Annotated in this window: 8 protein-coding genes and 1 pseudogene; 1 reads left to right on the top strand and 8 read right to left on the bottom strand. The window is 75.5% G+C overall.

Going from position 1 to position 15,716, the window contains the following annotated elements:
* Window positions 1-4: 4 nt before the first annotated feature.
* From Ae505Ps2_RS20130 to Ae505Ps2_RS20120, 3 genes are all read right to left on the bottom strand, one after another.
* Window positions 5-391 (bottom strand): DoxX family protein, encoded by a 387-nt coding sequence (locus Ae505Ps2_RS20130; protein WP_075333298.1) that lies wholly within the window; start codon window positions 389-391, stop codon window positions 5-7.
* A 193-nt stretch (window positions 392-584) separates the two neighbouring features.
* Window positions 585-1,289, bottom strand: a complete 705-nt coding sequence (locus Ae505Ps2_RS20125) for an alpha/beta fold hydrolase (protein WP_233147520.1) — start codon at window positions 1,287-1,289, stop codon at window positions 585-587.
* Window positions 1,290-1,339: 50 nt separating this feature from the next.
* Window positions 1,340-2,230: an ROK family protein gene (locus Ae505Ps2_RS20120; protein ID WP_226365448.1), complete on the bottom strand. Its 891-nt coding sequence runs from the start codon at window positions 2,228-2,230 to the stop codon at window positions 1,340-1,342.
* A gap of 276 nt (window positions 2,231-2,506) precedes the next feature.
* Between Ae505Ps2_RS20120 and Ae505Ps2_RS20115 the strand changes: the two genes are divergently transcribed.
* Entirely contained in the window at window positions 2,507-3,931 is a 1,425-nt protein-coding gene (locus Ae505Ps2_RS20115) for an MFS transporter (protein ID WP_075553867.1), read from the top strand.
* Between the two features lie 10 nt (window positions 3,932-3,941).
* On the opposite strand, the gene Ae505Ps2_RS20110 is transcribed toward Ae505Ps2_RS20115, so the two are convergent.
* The 5 genes and pseudogenes from Ae505Ps2_RS20110 to Ae505Ps2_RS20090 form a co-directional block, all read right to left on the bottom strand.
* Window positions 3,942-5,132, bottom strand: a complete 1,191-nt coding sequence (locus tag Ae505Ps2_RS20110; protein ID WP_075333295.1) for a 3-deoxy-7-phosphoheptulonate synthase — start codon at window positions 5,130-5,132, stop codon at window positions 3,942-3,944.
* The gene (locus Ae505Ps2_RS20105; RefSeq protein WP_084786353.1) at window positions 5,129-6,697 is read right to left on the bottom strand and encodes a bifunctional 3-(3-hydroxy-phenyl)propionate/3-hydroxycinnamic acid hydroxylase; all 1,569 of its coding nucleotides are present in this window, start codon (window positions 6,695-6,697) and stop codon (window positions 5,129-5,131) included. The genes Ae505Ps2_RS20110 and Ae505Ps2_RS20105 overlap by 4 nt, the downstream gene beginning before the upstream one ends.
* Window positions 6,694-7,467, bottom strand: a complete 774-nt coding sequence (locus Ae505Ps2_RS20100; protein ID WP_075553866.1) for an arylamine N-acetyltransferase — start codon at window positions 7,465-7,467, stop codon at window positions 6,694-6,696. Before Ae505Ps2_RS20100 ends, Ae505Ps2_RS20105 begins: the two co-directional genes overlap by 4 nt.
* Window positions 7,454-10,516, bottom strand: a pseudogene (locus tag Ae505Ps2_RS20095) (beta-ketoacyl synthase N-terminal-like domain-containing protein); the annotation flags it as partial. The pseudogene Ae505Ps2_RS20095 and the gene Ae505Ps2_RS20100, both read right to left, overlap by 14 nt.
* A 23-nt stretch (window positions 10,517-10,539) precedes the next feature.
* Window positions 10,540-15,714 (bottom strand): type I polyketide synthase, encoded by a 5,175-nt coding sequence (locus Ae505Ps2_RS20090; RefSeq protein WP_075553864.1) that lies wholly within the window; start codon window positions 15,712-15,714, stop codon window positions 10,540-10,542.
* Window positions 15,715-15,716: the final 2 nt, after the last annotated feature.

The raw sequence follows: 15,716 nt of genomic DNA, 5'->3' as shown, positions 1-15,716 counted from the left end.
AGGGTCAGGCTGCGGGCTCCGCGGTCGTCCGGGCGGCGGACACCGGACGCGCCAGGAGCGCGTGGAGCGCCGTCAGTGCGCCCGCGACCACGAGCAGGACGAGCGCGGACGTGCCTGCCGGGATCAGGTCACCGCGCAGCAGGTGGAAGCCGACCGCGCCCAGGAGCAGGAGCAGGAGGCCGGTGGACGCGGCGAGTCCGATCGCACGCACGCGGAGCCCCACCAGCAGGCCGAGCGCGCCCGCGACCTCGAGCAGTCCGATGACCACCACCAGCGCCGCCGGCAGACCCAGCTGGTCCACGAACGTCGCCGTCGAGACGATCTTGCCGCCGCCGATGGCGAGGAAGGCGATCGCGCCGAGTACCGACAGGACACCGAGTGCGACGCGCATGGAGGACTCCCTTCGTCCGGGACGTGTCGTCCCGAGGTCGGACCGCAGGTGACGCAGACGGTCGAGCCCATGCTCCGATCCGCGGCCCATCCACCGCCCATCGCCGGGTCATCGCTCGTCCACTCGGCCCATCGACACGGCCGACACGGCCATGGGAGCCACCACCCGGCACCGGGATCGGCTCGGGAGCAGGTCAGTCGAGCAGTCTCCTGACCATCTCGAACAGGAACGGTGTGTCGCTGTCGAGGTAGAAGTGCCCACCGGGGCGGGTGAACAGCCGGAAGGGCCCCGTCGTGAGAGCGCCCCACCCGTGCGCGTCGGCGGCCGTCGCGCGGGGGTCGGCGTCCCCGACGACCGCTGTGACCGGGATGTCCAGCGGCGGGCCCGGCCGGAACCGGTGGCGGTCCAGGAGCCGGTAGTCACCGCGGATGACCGGAAGGAAGGCCGCGCGCACGTCCGGATCGTCGAGCAACGCCGTTCCGCGGCCGCCGAGCCGCCGGACGTCCGCGAGCACGGCCTCGTCGTCGGCCGGCAACCGCTCGGTGCAGGCCGACCGCGGTGACCGTCGTCCGGACACCACCAGGGCGGCGGACGGTGCACCGCGGGCCTGCAGCACCCGGCTCACCTCGTGGGCGACCACGGCGCCCATGCTGTGCCCGAACAGGACGGTGCGCCGCGACGCGGCGAGCGGCGCGACGACATCGGCCACCGCGGTGGCGAGGGTCATGAGGTCGTCGGGGGCGGCCTCGGGCCGGCGGTCGAAACGCCCCGGATAGTGGACGGGGAGGGCCGCCACGTCCGGCGCCAGCTCGACCGACCAGCGGTGGAAGTAGGCGGCGGTACCGCCCGCGTGCGGGAAGCACAGGAGCAACGGCGCCGCGGGGTCGACGTCACGCACGGGGACCAGCCAGGGGCGAGCCGCCGCCAACGCGGGCCCGGGAGCCGGGCTCACGGCACGGCCTCGGCCCGGAGGGACCTGGCCAGCGACAGCGCCCCGTGGAGGGACGACGTCCCTCCGAGCGCGGCCGCACGGACCTCCGGGACGGGATGCCCCACCCGCGCGTGTCCCGCCACCTCGTCCGCGACGACGGCTGCCAGGTCCGTGACACCGGCGGCGAACCCTCCGCCGATCACGGCGAGATCGACCCGCAACAGCTCCCCCACCCCGATGACCGCGGCGGCCAACGCCCGACCCGCCGCCCGGACCGCCCCGTCCGCCCACGGGGCACCGGCGCGCCATCCGTCGAGCAGCTGCTCAGGGCCGGTCTCCTGTCCGAACGCGGCGCCCGCGGCCCGCAGCACCGCGGGCCCGGATGCGATCCCCTGCAGGCATCCGCGTCTGCCGCAGTCGCACCGTGGGCCGTCGAGCGCGACGATCATGTGCCCCACCTCGCAGGATCCGCGTCCCGACCGAGGGAGCAGCCGGCCGTCGGAGACGATCCCGCCACCCACACCGGTCCCCACCCCGAGGTAGACCACATCCGACCGGCCGGCGTGCTCGGCCTCGGCCAGCGCCGCGAGATCTCCGTCGTCCGCGGTCGCGGTGGGGGTCGCGGGGAACAGATCCGCGACGAACCCGGCCCAGTCCAGGCCCACCCAGCTCGGGCGGTTCGGCCAGCTCGTCACGGTCCCCGACACGGCGACGGTCGCGGGGAGGGACACGCCGACGGCGCGGGATCCGCTCCCCATCGTGGCCACCGCTGCGCGCAGGAGGGCGAGATCGTCGGACCTGCTCGCCCCCTCTGACCACCGCACGACCGTCTCGTGCGGTGGGGTTCCGGCTCCCTCGCGACGCAGGGCCACCTTCGTCCCGCCGATGTCGATCGCCAGGATGCTCACCGGTCGCACCGCACGGGTGTGTCGGGCATCGTCCGTCCTCACCTGCTCGGGGTCGCCGTCGCAGGTCAGCATCGGCGGCGACGCCCATCGCGGGCTCATCCCATGGTCACCGGCCGGGCACGTTCGGTGATCCGGGCCACAGCGACGTCGTCGGGCCCGCGCCGACCAGGACGGTCACATCGCTGTTCCCCAGGCGACCCGAATGTTCCCTCTACTGCCGGTCGCGCTGCCCACCGATGCTGCGAGACGCACACCCGTCTCGACGAAGGGACCCCCGTGTCCACCGCTCCGTCCCGCACCGTCCCCCGGCCGGGGCTCACCCTGGCCTTGCTCGCGTTCGCCCAGTTCATGACCGCGATCGACTTCGACATCGTCTTCGTGGCGCTGCCGGAGATCGGCCGCGACCTCGGCTTCTCCGAACAGTCACTGCAGACCGTCGTCAGCGCCTACACCGTCGTCCTCGGCGGCTTCCTCCTGCTCGGCGGGCGGGCCGCGGACCGGCTGGGAGCGCGGCGCATGTTCGTCGCCGGGCTCGTGGTCTTCGGACTGTCCTCGCTGGTCGCGGGCCTCGCGAGCGGCCCGACCGTGCTCGTGCTCGCCCGCGCGGTACAGGGGCTCGGTGCGGCGCTGCTGACCCCGTCCACCCTCAAGCTCGTCACCGCGCACTTCGCGGAGGGCCCCGCACGCAACAAGGCCCTCGCGGTCTGGGGAGCCGCGGGCGCGACCGGCGCCGCGGTCGGCGCCCTCGGCGGCGGGGTGCTCACCAGCCTGCTCGGCTGGGAATGGGTCTTCTTCGTCAACGTGCCCCTGATGGCCATCGCGCTCGCCGCGACGCCGACCCTGCTCAGCCGCGACCACACGACGAGTTCCGGCGGGTTCGACCTGCCCGGCGCCGTCCTCGCCACCGCGGGGTTCACCCTCGTCGTGCTCGGCCTGGTCTCGGGCCCGGAGATCGGCTGGCTCACCCCGCGCGGCGTCGGCGCGCTCGTACTCGGTCTCGTGCTGGTGGGCCTGTTCGTGCTCGTGGAGTCCCGCACCCGCGACCCGCTCGTGCCCCTGCGCCTGTTCCGCAACCGCAACGTCGTCGCCGCCACCGCGGTGATCTTCGTGTTCATGGGAACCGTCGGCACCCAGTACTACCTGTTCACCACCTACCTCCAGACGGTCCTGGGCTACTCCCCGCTGACCGCGGGCTTCGCCTTCCTGCCACTCAGCATCTGCAGCCTGCTCGCATCGATGACACTGGTCCCCCTGCTGCTGGGCAGGCTCGGCATCCGCAGCACCCTCGTCATCGGCATGACCTGCGTGACCGCCTCACTGGTGGTGCTCGCCCTCGGCATGTCGGTCGGCGGCTCCTACTGGGCCGTCCTGCCCGGCGTGCTGCTCTGGGGCACCTCCGCCGGGCTCGCGTTCCCACCGCTGTTCGTCTCCGTCTCCACCGGCGTCGCACCCGAACAGCAGGGCGTCGCCTCCGCCCTGGCCTCGACCTCGCAGTACCTGGGCTCCGCGGTCGGCCTGGCCGCCCTGGTCGCCGTGGCGAGCGCCGGACTGGAACCCGACGCGACCCCGGACGCCGTCGTCGCGGGACTGCGGCTCGCCGGATGGGTGGCCGCAGCGGTCACCCTCGTGGGAGTGGGCCTGGCCGCGGCCATCCTGCGCCCCTCGCGCACCGCCCCCCAGCAGCAGGCGACGAGCGCGTGAGCGGGGCCGTTCAGCCGAACTCGTGCGCGGCGACCGCGGCGACCTCGACCGCCTGCGGGCGGTTGAGCCGCGGGTCGCAGGCGGTGCGATAGCGGTCGGCGAGGTCACCGGGTGCGACGGCACCGCCGACGCACTCGGTGACGTCGTCACCGGTGAGCTCGAGGTGCAGCCCGCCGGGGTGGGTGCGCGCTGCCCGGTGCGCCGCGGCGTAGGCGCGCACCTCGGCCAGCACGCGGTCCAGCCGGCGGGTCTTCAGCCCCGAGGCGGAGGTCTCGGTGTTGGCGTGCAGCGGATCGCACAGCCACGCGACCGGGTGTCCGGTGGCCGCGACGGCCGCCAGGATCGGCGGGAGCGCCTCCGCCACCCGCTCGGCGCCCATCCGGACGATCAGCGAGAGCCGCCCCGGGAGGCGGCCGGGGTCGAGCAGCCCCAGGTAGGTCAGGACCTCGGAGGGTGTCGCTCCCGGCCCGATCTTGATCCCGATCGGGTTGTCCAGCAGGCGGAGCAGGGCGACGTGCGCGCCGTCGACGTGCCGGGTGCGTTCGCCGATCCAGAGGAAGTGGCCCGATCCCCCGTAGAGGCCGGCCGTGGAGCGTCGGACCAGGGCGGACTCGTAGTCCAGCAGCAGCGCCTCGTGACCGGCGAACACCTCCTGCGGGTGCGTCCGGATGCGGTCCAGGACGCTCGCCGCGTCCGCGTACGCGCGCAGCATCCGCTGGGGGTCGGCCGCGCGGGCGGCGCGCGTCCCGGTCGCCGAGTTGACGATGTCCCCCCGGTAGACCGGCAGGCCGTCGGCGTCCGAGGAGTTCGAGCGCGGCTTGGCGTACTGCCCCGCCATCCGGGCGATCCGCACGACCGGGGTGGTCGCGCCGCCGCGCAGCACGTCGGCGACGGCGCCCAGCGTCGCGAGGTTGCCCAGCAGGTGCTCGCGGGTGTTGCCGTCGAAGGTCTCCGCGCAGTCACCGCCGTGTACGACGAGGGCCTCGCCGCGCGCGACCTCGGCGAGGCGGGTGCGCAGACCGTCGACCTCGTCGGCGGCGACGAGCGGCGGCATGAGCGCCAGGGCACGACGGACCGCCGAGACCCGGCCCGGGTCGGGCCAGTCGGGCTGTTGGAGCGCGGGTCGCGCGGTGGCGGCGGCGATGCGCGCGGCGGCAGCACCGAGCGGGTCGGTCGGCAGCACGGGGGCCAGGGGGGTCATACCGGGGAGAGCCTTTCCGAACCGAGGTGGATGAGGAGGTCGTCGACGAGGGCTCGCGCCCCGGTCGTGTCGCTCGCCCCGCCGAAGAGGTAGAAGTCCGGACGGACCAGCGCGGCGACCGCGCCGGCGTCGGCCAACAGCGGCAGGTACACGTCGTCGAGGTCCTGGAGCACGCCCGCGGCGTCGCTCCCGGCCGGAGCGACCTGCACCAGGTGGGCACCGAGCCCGGCGAGCCGGGCGCGCCGTGCCGGATCGAGGAGCCCCTCGACCGGCAGCGTCGACAGCAGGACGAACCCGGTGCCGACGACGTCGTCGAACAGCCCGGTGACGCCGTCGCGCGTCACCGTTCCCTGGGGGCCGAGCACGCCGCCCAGCCCGGTGGGGTCCCTGCGGAGCACGCCTCGGGTCAGCGCGGTGACCGCGGGTTCGGCCGGTGTCCCGCGCCGGCGCGCGGCCGCGGCCGCCATCGCCGTGTCGCGGTCCGCGGCGGCCTTCGGGTCGGTCTGGCAGATGACCCGGCCGAGGTTCATCGACATGCCGATGGCGTGTTGCACGTGCGCCCGGCGTTCGACGGTGTAGCTGTCCAGCAGCGAGTCGGCGGCCGCGCCCCGCAGGACGAGGTCGAGCTTCCACGCGAGGTTCGCCGCGTCCCGCAGCCCCGAGCACATGCCCTGCCCGGCGAACGGCGGCATCAGGTGCGCGGCGTCCCCGGTGAGCAGGACCCGCCCGGAGCGCCAGTCGTTCGCGAACCGCGCCTGGAACGTGTAGACCGCGTGCCGGTCGAGGGTGGCGTTGCCCGGGTCGAGCCCGAACAGCCCCAGCAGCCGCCACGCCGAGTCGGCCGTGCCGAAGTCCGCCGGGTCCTCGTCGGGCAGCCGCATGAACTCCCACCGCCGGTGACCGGGTCCTGCCGACACCGCGGTGCGCGGGCGGGCGGGGTCGCAGACCTGCAGATTGTTCGGCTCGAGGACCCGTCCGTCGTGCACGGTGACGTCGCAGGTCAGCCAGTCGTCGAAGTAGCCGAAGTCGGTCACGGGGAGGTCGAGGGCCGCGCGCACGGTGCTGTTGGCCCCGTCGCACCCGACGAGCCACGAGGCCTCGACCTCGAGCGGGTCCGGCCCCGCGGTCACCACCCGCACCCGGTCGGCGTCCTGGTCGAGGGCGACCACCTCGTGGCCCCGCAGCACGGTGACCCCTGGCGACGACTCGGCGCGCTCGGCCAGGGCCGACTCCAGGCCCGGCTGGTACACCGCGCTGGAGTCCGGGTGGCCCGACCGGCCGCGGTCGGAGACGTCGACCTCGAACAGGACGGTGCCCGCGCCGTTCTGCCAGACGTAGTCCCGGGAGGGCTCCGTGACCTCGGCGAGCCGGTCACCGATGCCGGTGGCGGCGAGGATCCGGCCCGACTCGCCGTCGAAGGAGACCGCGCGCGGCATCGGGTAGGGCCGGGGCCACCGCTCGAGCACCACGATCCGGCGTCCGGGGCGCGCCAGCAGCAGGGTCGCCACCTGCCCCACCGGGCCGAACCCGACCACGACGACGTCGGCCTGCAGCGGCCCGCTCACCTCGGGCGCCGCAGGATGTCCGCCACGGCCTCGTCCAGGTCCGGCTGCGTCACCAGTCCGCGCAATGTGTCCTTCCCGTCGTCGACGACGAGCAGCCTGCGCCCGATGAGGATCTTCTGGCCGTTGTCGGTGGCCCGGCCCCGCACGACCGTGCCCGCACCGGCGAGGAGGCGGGCGAACTCCTCCAGCCCGGTGTCCGGCCGCTGCCACTCGGCCAGGTCGCGAGGGTCGGTGTGCAGCCGGTAGACGGGCTGCCAGTCACCGACGCGGCCACGCCGCTGCACCACCTGGTAGCCGCCGTCGGGGACGACCCGGAAGTCGGCGCCCGACTGGTGCTGGACCTGCTCGCTCACCCGCAGTGGCTCGAGGTAGGAGGGCCCGACGAACCCGACGTCGACCAGCAGCAGCTCGCCCTCGACCCGTGCGAAGGACAGGACGTGCTCGAGGTCCGGGCCGAACGAGCCGTCGGCCTGCCGGATCCCGGCCGCGAGCACTCCCACCTCGTAGCCGAGCCGGGCCAGCAGCTCCCGGAACAGGCCGTTGAGCTCGTAGCAGACACCGCCGCGATCTCCGGTGACGATCTCGTCGAAGACCGCGTCGACGTCGATGTCGATCCCGGCCCACAGGTCGAGCCCCCGACCTGCGTTGAGCGAGCTGTCGTACGGCAGGGTCGCCAGGTGGCGACGGTGCAGCAGAGCGAGCGCCTCGCGAGTCGGTTCGGGGCGACTCGGCAGCCCGAGAACGGCGAGATAGCGGTCAACGTCGAACATCGGCGAGCTCCTGGGCGAGGTGGTCGGCGAGCAGCTGCGGCGTGGGGTGGTCGAAGATCAGCAGCGAGGGCAGCTCCAGGCCCGTCCGCGCCGCCAGCCGGTCCCGCACCTCCACCGCGGTCAGGGACGTGAACCCGGTCTCGAAGAACACCGCGTCCGGCGCGACGGCCTCGGGCCCGGGGTGCCCGAGGACCGCGGCGGCGGCGGCGCGCACGATCTCGGTCAGCGCGGCCACGAGCTCGTCCTCGGGGAGCACGGCCAGATCCGGCCCGGCGGTCAGGGTGTCGGTGTCGGTGTCGGTGTCGGTCACGGTGTCGGTCTCCGGTCGGGGTGTGGTCGTCACCTGGGGACTCTCCGAATCGAGCCAGTACCGTCGGCGCTGGAAGGCGTAGGTGGGCAGGGTGGTCGGGCGGGTGGACGTGCCCGCGTACAACGGGGACCAGTCCACGGGCACCCCGTGGACGTGCAGGGTGGCCAGCGAGGTCAGGAAGCGAGCGGGTCCGCCGTCGTCGCGGCGCAGGGAGCCGGTCACGGCCGCGACCGCGCCGGACCCGTCGAGGCTCTCCTGGACCGCACTGGTCAGGACGGGGTGGGCACCGGCCTCGACGAACACCCGGTAGCCCTGTGCGACCAGCGCCGACGTGGCGTCGGCGAATCCGACGGGTCGTCGGAGGTTGCGGTACCAGTAGTCCGCGTCGAGGGCCGTGCCGTCGACCCAGGCCCCCTCGACGGTCGAGTAGAAGGGGATGGTCGACGCCTGCGGGCGCACGCTCGCCAGCGCCTCGCGCAGCTCGGTCTCGATCTTCTCGACGTGGGCGGTGTGCGAGGCGTAGTCGACGGGGACCGGCCGGGCCCGGCCGCCCTCGGCGTCGACCTCGGCGACCAGCTCGCGCACCGCGTCGGGATCACCGGCGACGACGACGGACCGCGGGCTGTTCACCGCCGCGATCTCGAGCTCGCCCGCCCGGTGCCGGAGCCGGTCCGCGACCTCGTCGGGGGTGAGTGCCAGCGAAGCCATGCCCCCGTGCCCGGACAGCGTCTGCCCGATCAGCCTGCTGCGCGCCGCGACGACGAGCGCGCCGTCGGCGAGCGACAGGGCACCGGCCACGGTGGCGGCGGCGATCTCGCCCTGCGAGTGGCCCACGACCGCGTCCGGGCGGAGCCCGAAGGACTCCCAGAGCCGGGCCAGCGCCACCCCGACCGCGAACGACGCCGGCTGGACCACCTCCACCCGGTCCAGACCGGGAGCGCCCGGTGCCCGGGTCAGCACCGCGCGCAGGTCCCAGTCGACGTGCGGGCGCAGCGCCGTGGCCACCTCGTCGACCACCTCGGCGAAGCGCGGCCAGGTCAGGAGCTCGGCGCCCATGCCCTCCCACTGCGCGCCCTGGCCGGGCAGGACCAGGGCGATCCGGCCGTCCACCCGGGCGGACCCGGTGACCAACCGGGGGGCCGGGTCGCCCACGGCCAACGCACGCAGCCCCGAGACCGCCTCCGCGCGGGACCCGGCGACGACGACGGCGCGGTGGGCCAGCACCGCCCGGTCGGTGGCGAGGGACAGCGCGACGTCGGCGAGCCCGGCCTCTCCGACGTCCAGGGCGTCCGCGAGCCGGGCGGCCTGGGCCCGGAGTCCCTCGCCGTCGACACCGGACACCGCGAGCGGGACGGTCTCGGGTGGCAGGCCCGTCGGGCCGTCGTCCACGGGCCCGGGCGGGGCCTCCTCCACGATCACGTGGGCGTTCGTGCCGCTGACCCCGAAGGACGACACACCGGCCCGACGCGGGCTCCCACCCGGTCGCCACCGCCGTGCCTCGGTGAGCAGCTCGACCGCGCCGCCGGACCAGTCCACCTGCGACGACGGCCGGTCCACGTGCAGGGTGGCCGGCAGGACGCCGTGCCGCAGTGCCTCGAGGATCTTGATGATCCCCGCGACCCCGGCGGCCGCCTGGGTGTGGCCGATGTTGGACTTGAGCGAGCCGAGCAGCAGGGGCCGGTCGGCGGGCCGGTCACGCCCGTAGGTGGCCAGCAGGGCCTGGGCCTCGATCGGGTCGCCCAGCGTGGTCCCCGTCCCGTGCCCCTCGACGGCATCGACGTCGGCGGGGCCGAGTCCGGCATCGGCGAGCGCCCGCGTGATCACCCGCTGCTGGGCGGGCCCGTTCGGGGCGGTGAGCCCGTTCGACGCGCCGTCCTGGTTGACCGCGGAGCCCCGGACGAGCCCCAGTACGGGGTGGCCGTTGCGGTGGGCGTCGGACAGGCGTTCGAGCAGGAGCACCGCGGCCCCCTCGGCCCAGCCGGTGCCGTCCGCGGCGTCGGCGAAGGCCTTGCAGCGTCCGTCCGGGGCCAGCCCGCGCTGGCGGGAGAACTCGACGAACGGCGCGGGTCCGAAGAGGAGGGCGACACCGCCGGCCAGTGCGAGCGAGCACTCGCCGGCCCGCAGCGCCTGCGCCGCGAGATGCACGCCGACCAGCGAGGAGGAGCAGGCCGTGTCCACCGTGATCGCGGGCCCCTGCAGGCCGAGGGTGTAGGCGACCCGCCCGGACACCACGCTCCCGGAGTTGCCCGTACCGAGGAAGCCCTCCAACCCTTCGGGCACCTCGCGCAGTCCGGAGGCGTAGTCGTGGTACATCACGCCGGTGTAGACCCCGGTGTCACTGCCCTGCAGCGACGTGGGGTCGATGCCGGCCCGTTCCACGAGCTCCCAGGACAGCTCGAGCAGCAACCGCTGCTGCGGGTCCATCGCCAGCGCCTCGCGCGGGGAGATGCCGAAGAAGCCGGCGTCGAAGTCCCCCGCGCCGTCGACGAAGCCGCCCTCCCGGACGTACGAGCGGCCCGCCGCGCCGGGGTCGGGGTCGTAGAGGGCCTCGACGTCCCAGCCGCGGTCGGTCGGGAACTCCGCGACTGCGTCCCGGCCCGCGGCGACGAGCTCCCACAGGTCCTCCGGTGAACGGACACCGCCGGGCAGCCGGCAGGCCGCCGCCACGACGGCGATGGGCTCCGTGCGCGTCGCCGCGCCGCTGCGCAGCCGCTCGTTCTCCACCAAGGCGGCCCGCAGAGCCGCCACCAACCGGTCGTCGGTCATCGGCCGGCACCTCCCAACGCTCGTGCGATCAGGTCGTCGACCTGCATGGACTCGATGAGGTCGATCTCGCCCGGCGCCGCGGCCGCCGGCACGTCCGGTGCGGGCTCGCCCCACAGCTCGTCGCGTAGCCGCCGGGCGAGCGCCGTGGGTGTCGGATGGTCGAAGACCACCGTCGCGGGCAGTGCCACCCCGGCCGCGGCGGCCAGCCGGTTGCGCAGTTCGACGGCGGCGAGCGAGTCGAACCCGGCCTCACGGAAGGCCTGGGTGGCGGCCACGGCGTCGATGTCGGCGTGGCCGAGCACCGCCGCGGTCTGCCTGCGGACCAGCTCGACGAGCTCGCGCACCCGGTCGGCGTCGGTCCGCTCCGAGAGTCGGTCCCGCAGCGACACCGGGGGTGCGGACGGCGTCCCGGCGGCGCCCGTGGGGGCGGTAGGGCGCGGGGCCCGGACGAGGTCTCTCAGAAGGACGGGCAACGTCCCCTCCGTTGCCTGTCCGCGCAGGGCCGCGACGTCGAACCGGGTCGGCAGCACCACCGGGTCCGCACCGCCCAGGCCCGCGTCGAAGAGCGCGAGCGCCTCCTCCGTCGAGAGCCCGCGCAGCCCCGCGCGGTCGAGCCGGCGGCGGTCCGCCCCGGCCGTGAGGCCGCTGGTCTCCGACCACAGCCCCCAGGCCAGCGAGACGGCGGGGAGGTCCGCGGCGCGGCGCAGGGCGGCGAGCCCGTCGAGGAACCCGTTGGCCGCCGCGTAGTTCCCCTGCCCCGGGGTGCCGAACGTGCCGGCGCCCGAGGAGAACAGCACCAGGTCCGCCAGGTCGGCGTCCCGGGTCAGCTCGTGCAGGTTCCAGGCGCCGTCGACCTTGGGCCGGAACACCGCGTCCGCCCGCTCGGGGGTCAGTGCGGTCAGCACGCCGTCGTCGAGCACACCCGCCGCGTGGACCACCGCCGTCAGCGGATGGCCTGCGGGGACCGCGGCGAGCACGGCCGCCAGTGCCTCCCGGTCGGCGACGTCGGCCGCGGCGAACCGCACCTGCGTGCCGATCTCGGCCAGCTCGGCCCGCAGCGCGGGGTCCTCCGTCGCGGTGCGGCCGACGAGCACGAGGTGCCGGACGCCACGGGTGCGGGCGACGTGCCGGGCCACGGCGGTTCCGAGGGTGCCCGTGCCGCCGGTGATCAGCACCGTCCCGTCGGGGTCCCACGGGCGACCGGCGCCCCCGGCGGACGCGCGGGCGAGCCGGGGCACGAAGGCCTCGCCTGCGCGGAGCAGCACCTGCGGCTCCCCCGACGCGACGACGGCGGGCAACAGGGGGTCCGCGGCGTCCGCGGCGGCGACCAGCGTGATGCGGCCGGGCTCCTCCGACTGCGCGGTGCGCACCAGGCCCCACACGCCCCCGGTGACCGGGTCGTCGAGGTCCGCGCCGGTCACGACGACCACCGGTCCCTCGACGGCGCGCAGCGCGTCGAGCACGGTCGTCGCGGCGGCCCGGGCGGCGGCGGGCGGTGCTCCCGGGTCCGCGGCGGTGAGGTCGACGACGGGCGGCAGGTCCGTGGCCGACGCGCCCGCCAGGACGAGCGGGCGCCACACGACCCGGTACAGGTCGTCGACCGGGGCCGGTCCCGCCTCCGCGGCGGGCCGCAGGGTCGCCTCCGCGGCGGGCCGCAGTGTCAGCGCCTCGACCGTCGCCACGAGTCCGCCCGCCGGGTCGGTGGCCACGAGTGCGAAGACGTCCTGGCCGAGCCGCCGCACGCGCACCCGCAGGGCGGTGGCCCCGGTCGCGTGCACCCGCACGCCCTCCCAGGCGAAGGGGAGCAACCGACGGCGGGCCTCGGCGGGCCGCACGAGGCTGGTGGCCTGCAGGGCCGCGTCGAGCAGCGCAGGGTGCACGACGAACGGGGGACCGTCGGTCACCGCCTCCGCGGGCAGGGCGACGTCGACGACGATCTCGTCCGCGTCGGTCGTCCGCCACGCCGCCCGCAGACCGCGGAAGGCGGGGCCGTACCCGTACCCCCGGTCACCGAGGTCGGTGTAGAAGGCGTCGAGCGCGATCCGCTCCCCGGGGTCCGCGAGGACCTGTCCGGGCGGGTGCTCGCCGACACCGAGGTAGCCGCGGGCGTGGCGGCTCCAGTCGTCCGCGCCGTCCTGTCGTCGGGCATGGACGCCGACCGGACGCCTGCCCGTGCCGTCGAGCGCGCCCACGGTCACCCGGACCTCGACCGCGCCGCGGTCCGGCAGCGTCAGCGGCTCCTCGACCAGCAGCTCCTCCACGACCGGGGACCCGGACTCCTCGGCCGCGGGCAGCACGAGCTCCAGCAGCCCGGTGGCGGGGAGCAGGACCCGGCCCTCGACCGCATGATCGGCCAGCCAGGGGTGCCGGGACAGTGAGAGGACCCCCGATCCGACCGCGCCACCGGTCTCGGGCAGCGAGACCACGGCGTCGAGCAGGGGGTGGTGGAGGGTCCGGCCGTCGCCGGGGCGCAGCCAGTACCGCTCGTGGCGGAACGGGTAGGTGGGGAGGTCGACCGGCCCGGGGGGTTCGGCACCGAACGCGGGCCGCAGGTCCACCGGGACCCCACGGATCCAGAGCTGTGCGGCCGAGGCGAGGAACCGGTCGAGGCCGCCGTCGTCGCGGCGCAGCGTGCCGGTCACCACCGACGGCTCGGCCGCCGCGTCGAGCGCCTCCTCGATCGCGCCGGTCAGCACGGCGTGCGGACTGACCTCGACGAACGCCCGGTGCCCGTCCGCGACCAGTGCCTCGACCGCCTCGGCGAACCGGACGGTCCGGCGCAGGTTCCGGTACCAGTAGTCGCCGTCGAGCTCGCCCGGCCGCACCCAACGCCCGTCGACCGTGGAGTAGAAGGGCACGAGCGGCCGCCCCGGTCGCAGCCCGTCGAGAGCCCGCAGGATCTCCGTCTCGGTGTGGTCCACCGCGGCGGTGTGCGAGGCGTAGTCGACCGGGATGCGACGGACTCGCACCCCCGCCGCGTCGAGTTCGGTGGCCAGGTCGTCGAGGGCCGCCCGCTCGCCCGCGAGCACCACCGACGAGGGTCCGTTCACCGCGGCGATCTCGGCCCGCCCCGCGGCCCGGTTCCGCGCCAGCGCCTCGGGCAGTCCGACCGCCAGCATCCCGCCACCCCCGGCCGGACCCGCGGCGATGGCACGACTGCGCGCGACGACGACCCGGGCCGCGTCCGACAGGGACAGGACGCCCGCCACGTACGCCGCGGCGATCTCGCCCTGGGAGTGGCCGACGACCGCGTCCGGCACCACGCCGTGGGCCCGCCACAGCGCGGCCAGCCCCACGGCCACGGCGAAGGACAGCGGTTGGACGACGTCGACCCGGGTCGGTCCGGGCACCGCCCGCACCTGGGCCACCGGGTCCCAGTCGACCAGCTCGGCCAGGGCCGCGGCCGCCTCGTCGAAGGCGTGGGCGAACACGGGAGACTCGTCGAGCAACGCAGCGCCCATCCCGGACCACTGGGCACCCTGACCCGGGAAGACCAGGACGGTGCGACCGTCGACGTCCGCGCGGCCGGTCACCAGGTTCGCCGCGGGCCGGGAGCCGGCGAGCGCGCGCAGGCCCGAGGCGGTCCGCTCGGCGCTCGCCGCGACCACGACCGCGCGCTCGTCGAGGGCGGCCCGGGTGGTCGCGAGGCCGAACCCGAGGGCGCGCGGGTCCCGGTCGGCGACGGCGAGCAGGCGTTCCGCCTGGGCCCGCAGTGCCGCAGCGGATCGCCCGGAGATCACGAGCGGCACCGGCGCGCCCGTCGGTGCCGTGCGGGGCACCTCCTCGGGCGTCACCTCCTCGAGCACGACGTGCGCGTTCGTCCCGCTCACCCCGAACGAGGACACGGCCGCCCGCCGGGGCCCGTCCGGCGAGGCCCAGTCCCTGTTCTCGGTGAGCAGCGCCACGTCGCCGTCGGACCAGTCGACCTTCGACGTCGGCGCCTCGGCGTGCAGGGTCCTGGGCAGCGTCCGGTGGCGCAGCGCACCGATCACCTTCAGGATCCCGGCGACCCCCGCCGCGGCCTGGGTGTGGCCGAGGTTGGACTTGACCGAGCCCAGGTGGACGGGCCGCCGCGGGCTGCGGCCCTGCCCGTAGGTGGCGAGGACGGCCTGGGCCTCGATCGGGTCCCCGAGCGGTGTGCCCGTGCCGTGCGCCTCGACCAGGTCGACGTCGGCGGTGGTCAGGCCCGCGTCGGTCAGCGCGGCGCGGATGACCCGCTCCTGCGACGGGCCGTTCGGTGCTGTGAGCCCGGCCGAGGCCCCGTCCTGGTTGACCGCGGTCCCGCGGATCACCGCGAGCACCGGGTGGCCGTGGCGGCGGGCGTCGGAGAGGCGCTCCAGCAGCAGGAGCCCGGCGCCCTCGGCCAGGCCGGTGCCGTCCGCGCCGTCGGCGAACGCCTTGCAGCGCCCGTCGCGGGCCAGGCCGCGCTGGCGGGCGAAGTCCACGAACACCTCGGGGGTGCCCATGATCGCGGCGCCGCCGGCGAGCGCGAGGTCGGTCTCCCCCGAGCGCAGCGACCGTACCGCGAGGTGGACCGCCACCAGCGACGACGAGCACGCCGTGTCCACGGTGAGCGCCGGACCCTGCAGGCCCAGGGTGTAGGAGATCCGGCCCGAGGCGACGCTGCCCGAGTTGCCGATCCCGAAGTAGCCCTCCAGCCCCTCCGGCAGCGTGATCCGGTTCGCCGCGTAGTCGTGGTACATCAGGCCCGCGTAGACGCCGACCGGGGCGCCGCGGAGCGAGGTCGGGTCGATCCGCCCCCGTTCGAAGGCCTCCCAGGCCAGTTCCAGCAGCTGCCGCTGCTGGGGGTCGATCGCCAGTGCCTCGCGTGGGGAGATGCCGAACAGCGCGGCGTCGAAGCCGCCCGCGTCGTCGAGGAATCCGCCCTCGGTGGCGTAGGTGGTGCCGACCCGGTCGGCGTCGTCGTCGAACAGCGCGTCCAGCGGCCAGCCACGGTCGACCGGGAAGGGCGCGATCGCGTCGCGGCCCTCGGCCACCAGCCGCCACAGGTCCTCCGGGGTGCGCACCCCGCCGGGCAGCCGGCAGGCGCCCGACACGACCGCGATCGGCTCGGAGCGCGCATCCTCCAGCTCCTGCAGCCGGGCCCGCGTCCGGCGCAGCTCGCCGAGCGTGGCCTTGAGGTACTCGCGCAGCTTGTCGTCGTCCGCCATCG

Origin of the sequence: Pseudonocardia sp. Ae505_Ps2 (assembly GCF_001932425.1) — a bacterium.
GTDB lineage: Bacteria > Actinomycetota > Actinomycetes > Mycobacteriales > Pseudonocardiaceae > Pseudonocardia.
This window is presented reverse-complemented; position numbering and strand designations above follow the sequence as displayed.

Bases quoted from the DNA above. Each gene is read 5' to 3' on its own strand.
- Ae505Ps2_RS20130 (WP_075333298.1), bottom strand. From the start codon at position 391: ATGCGCGTCGCACTCGGTGTCCTGTCGGTACTCGGCGCGATCGCCTTC.
- Ae505Ps2_RS20110 (WP_075333295.1), bottom strand. From the start codon at position 5,132: ATGACCCCCCTGGCCCCCGTGCTGCCGACCGACCCGCTCGGTGCTGCC.
- Ae505Ps2_RS20100 (WP_075553866.1), bottom strand. From the start codon at position 7,467: ATGTTCGACGTTGACCGCTATCTCGCCGTTCTCGGGCTGCCGAGTCGC.
- Ae505Ps2_RS20090 (WP_075553864.1), bottom strand. From the start codon at position 15,714: ATGGCGGACGACGACAAGCTGCGCGAGTACCTCAAGGCCACGCTCGGC.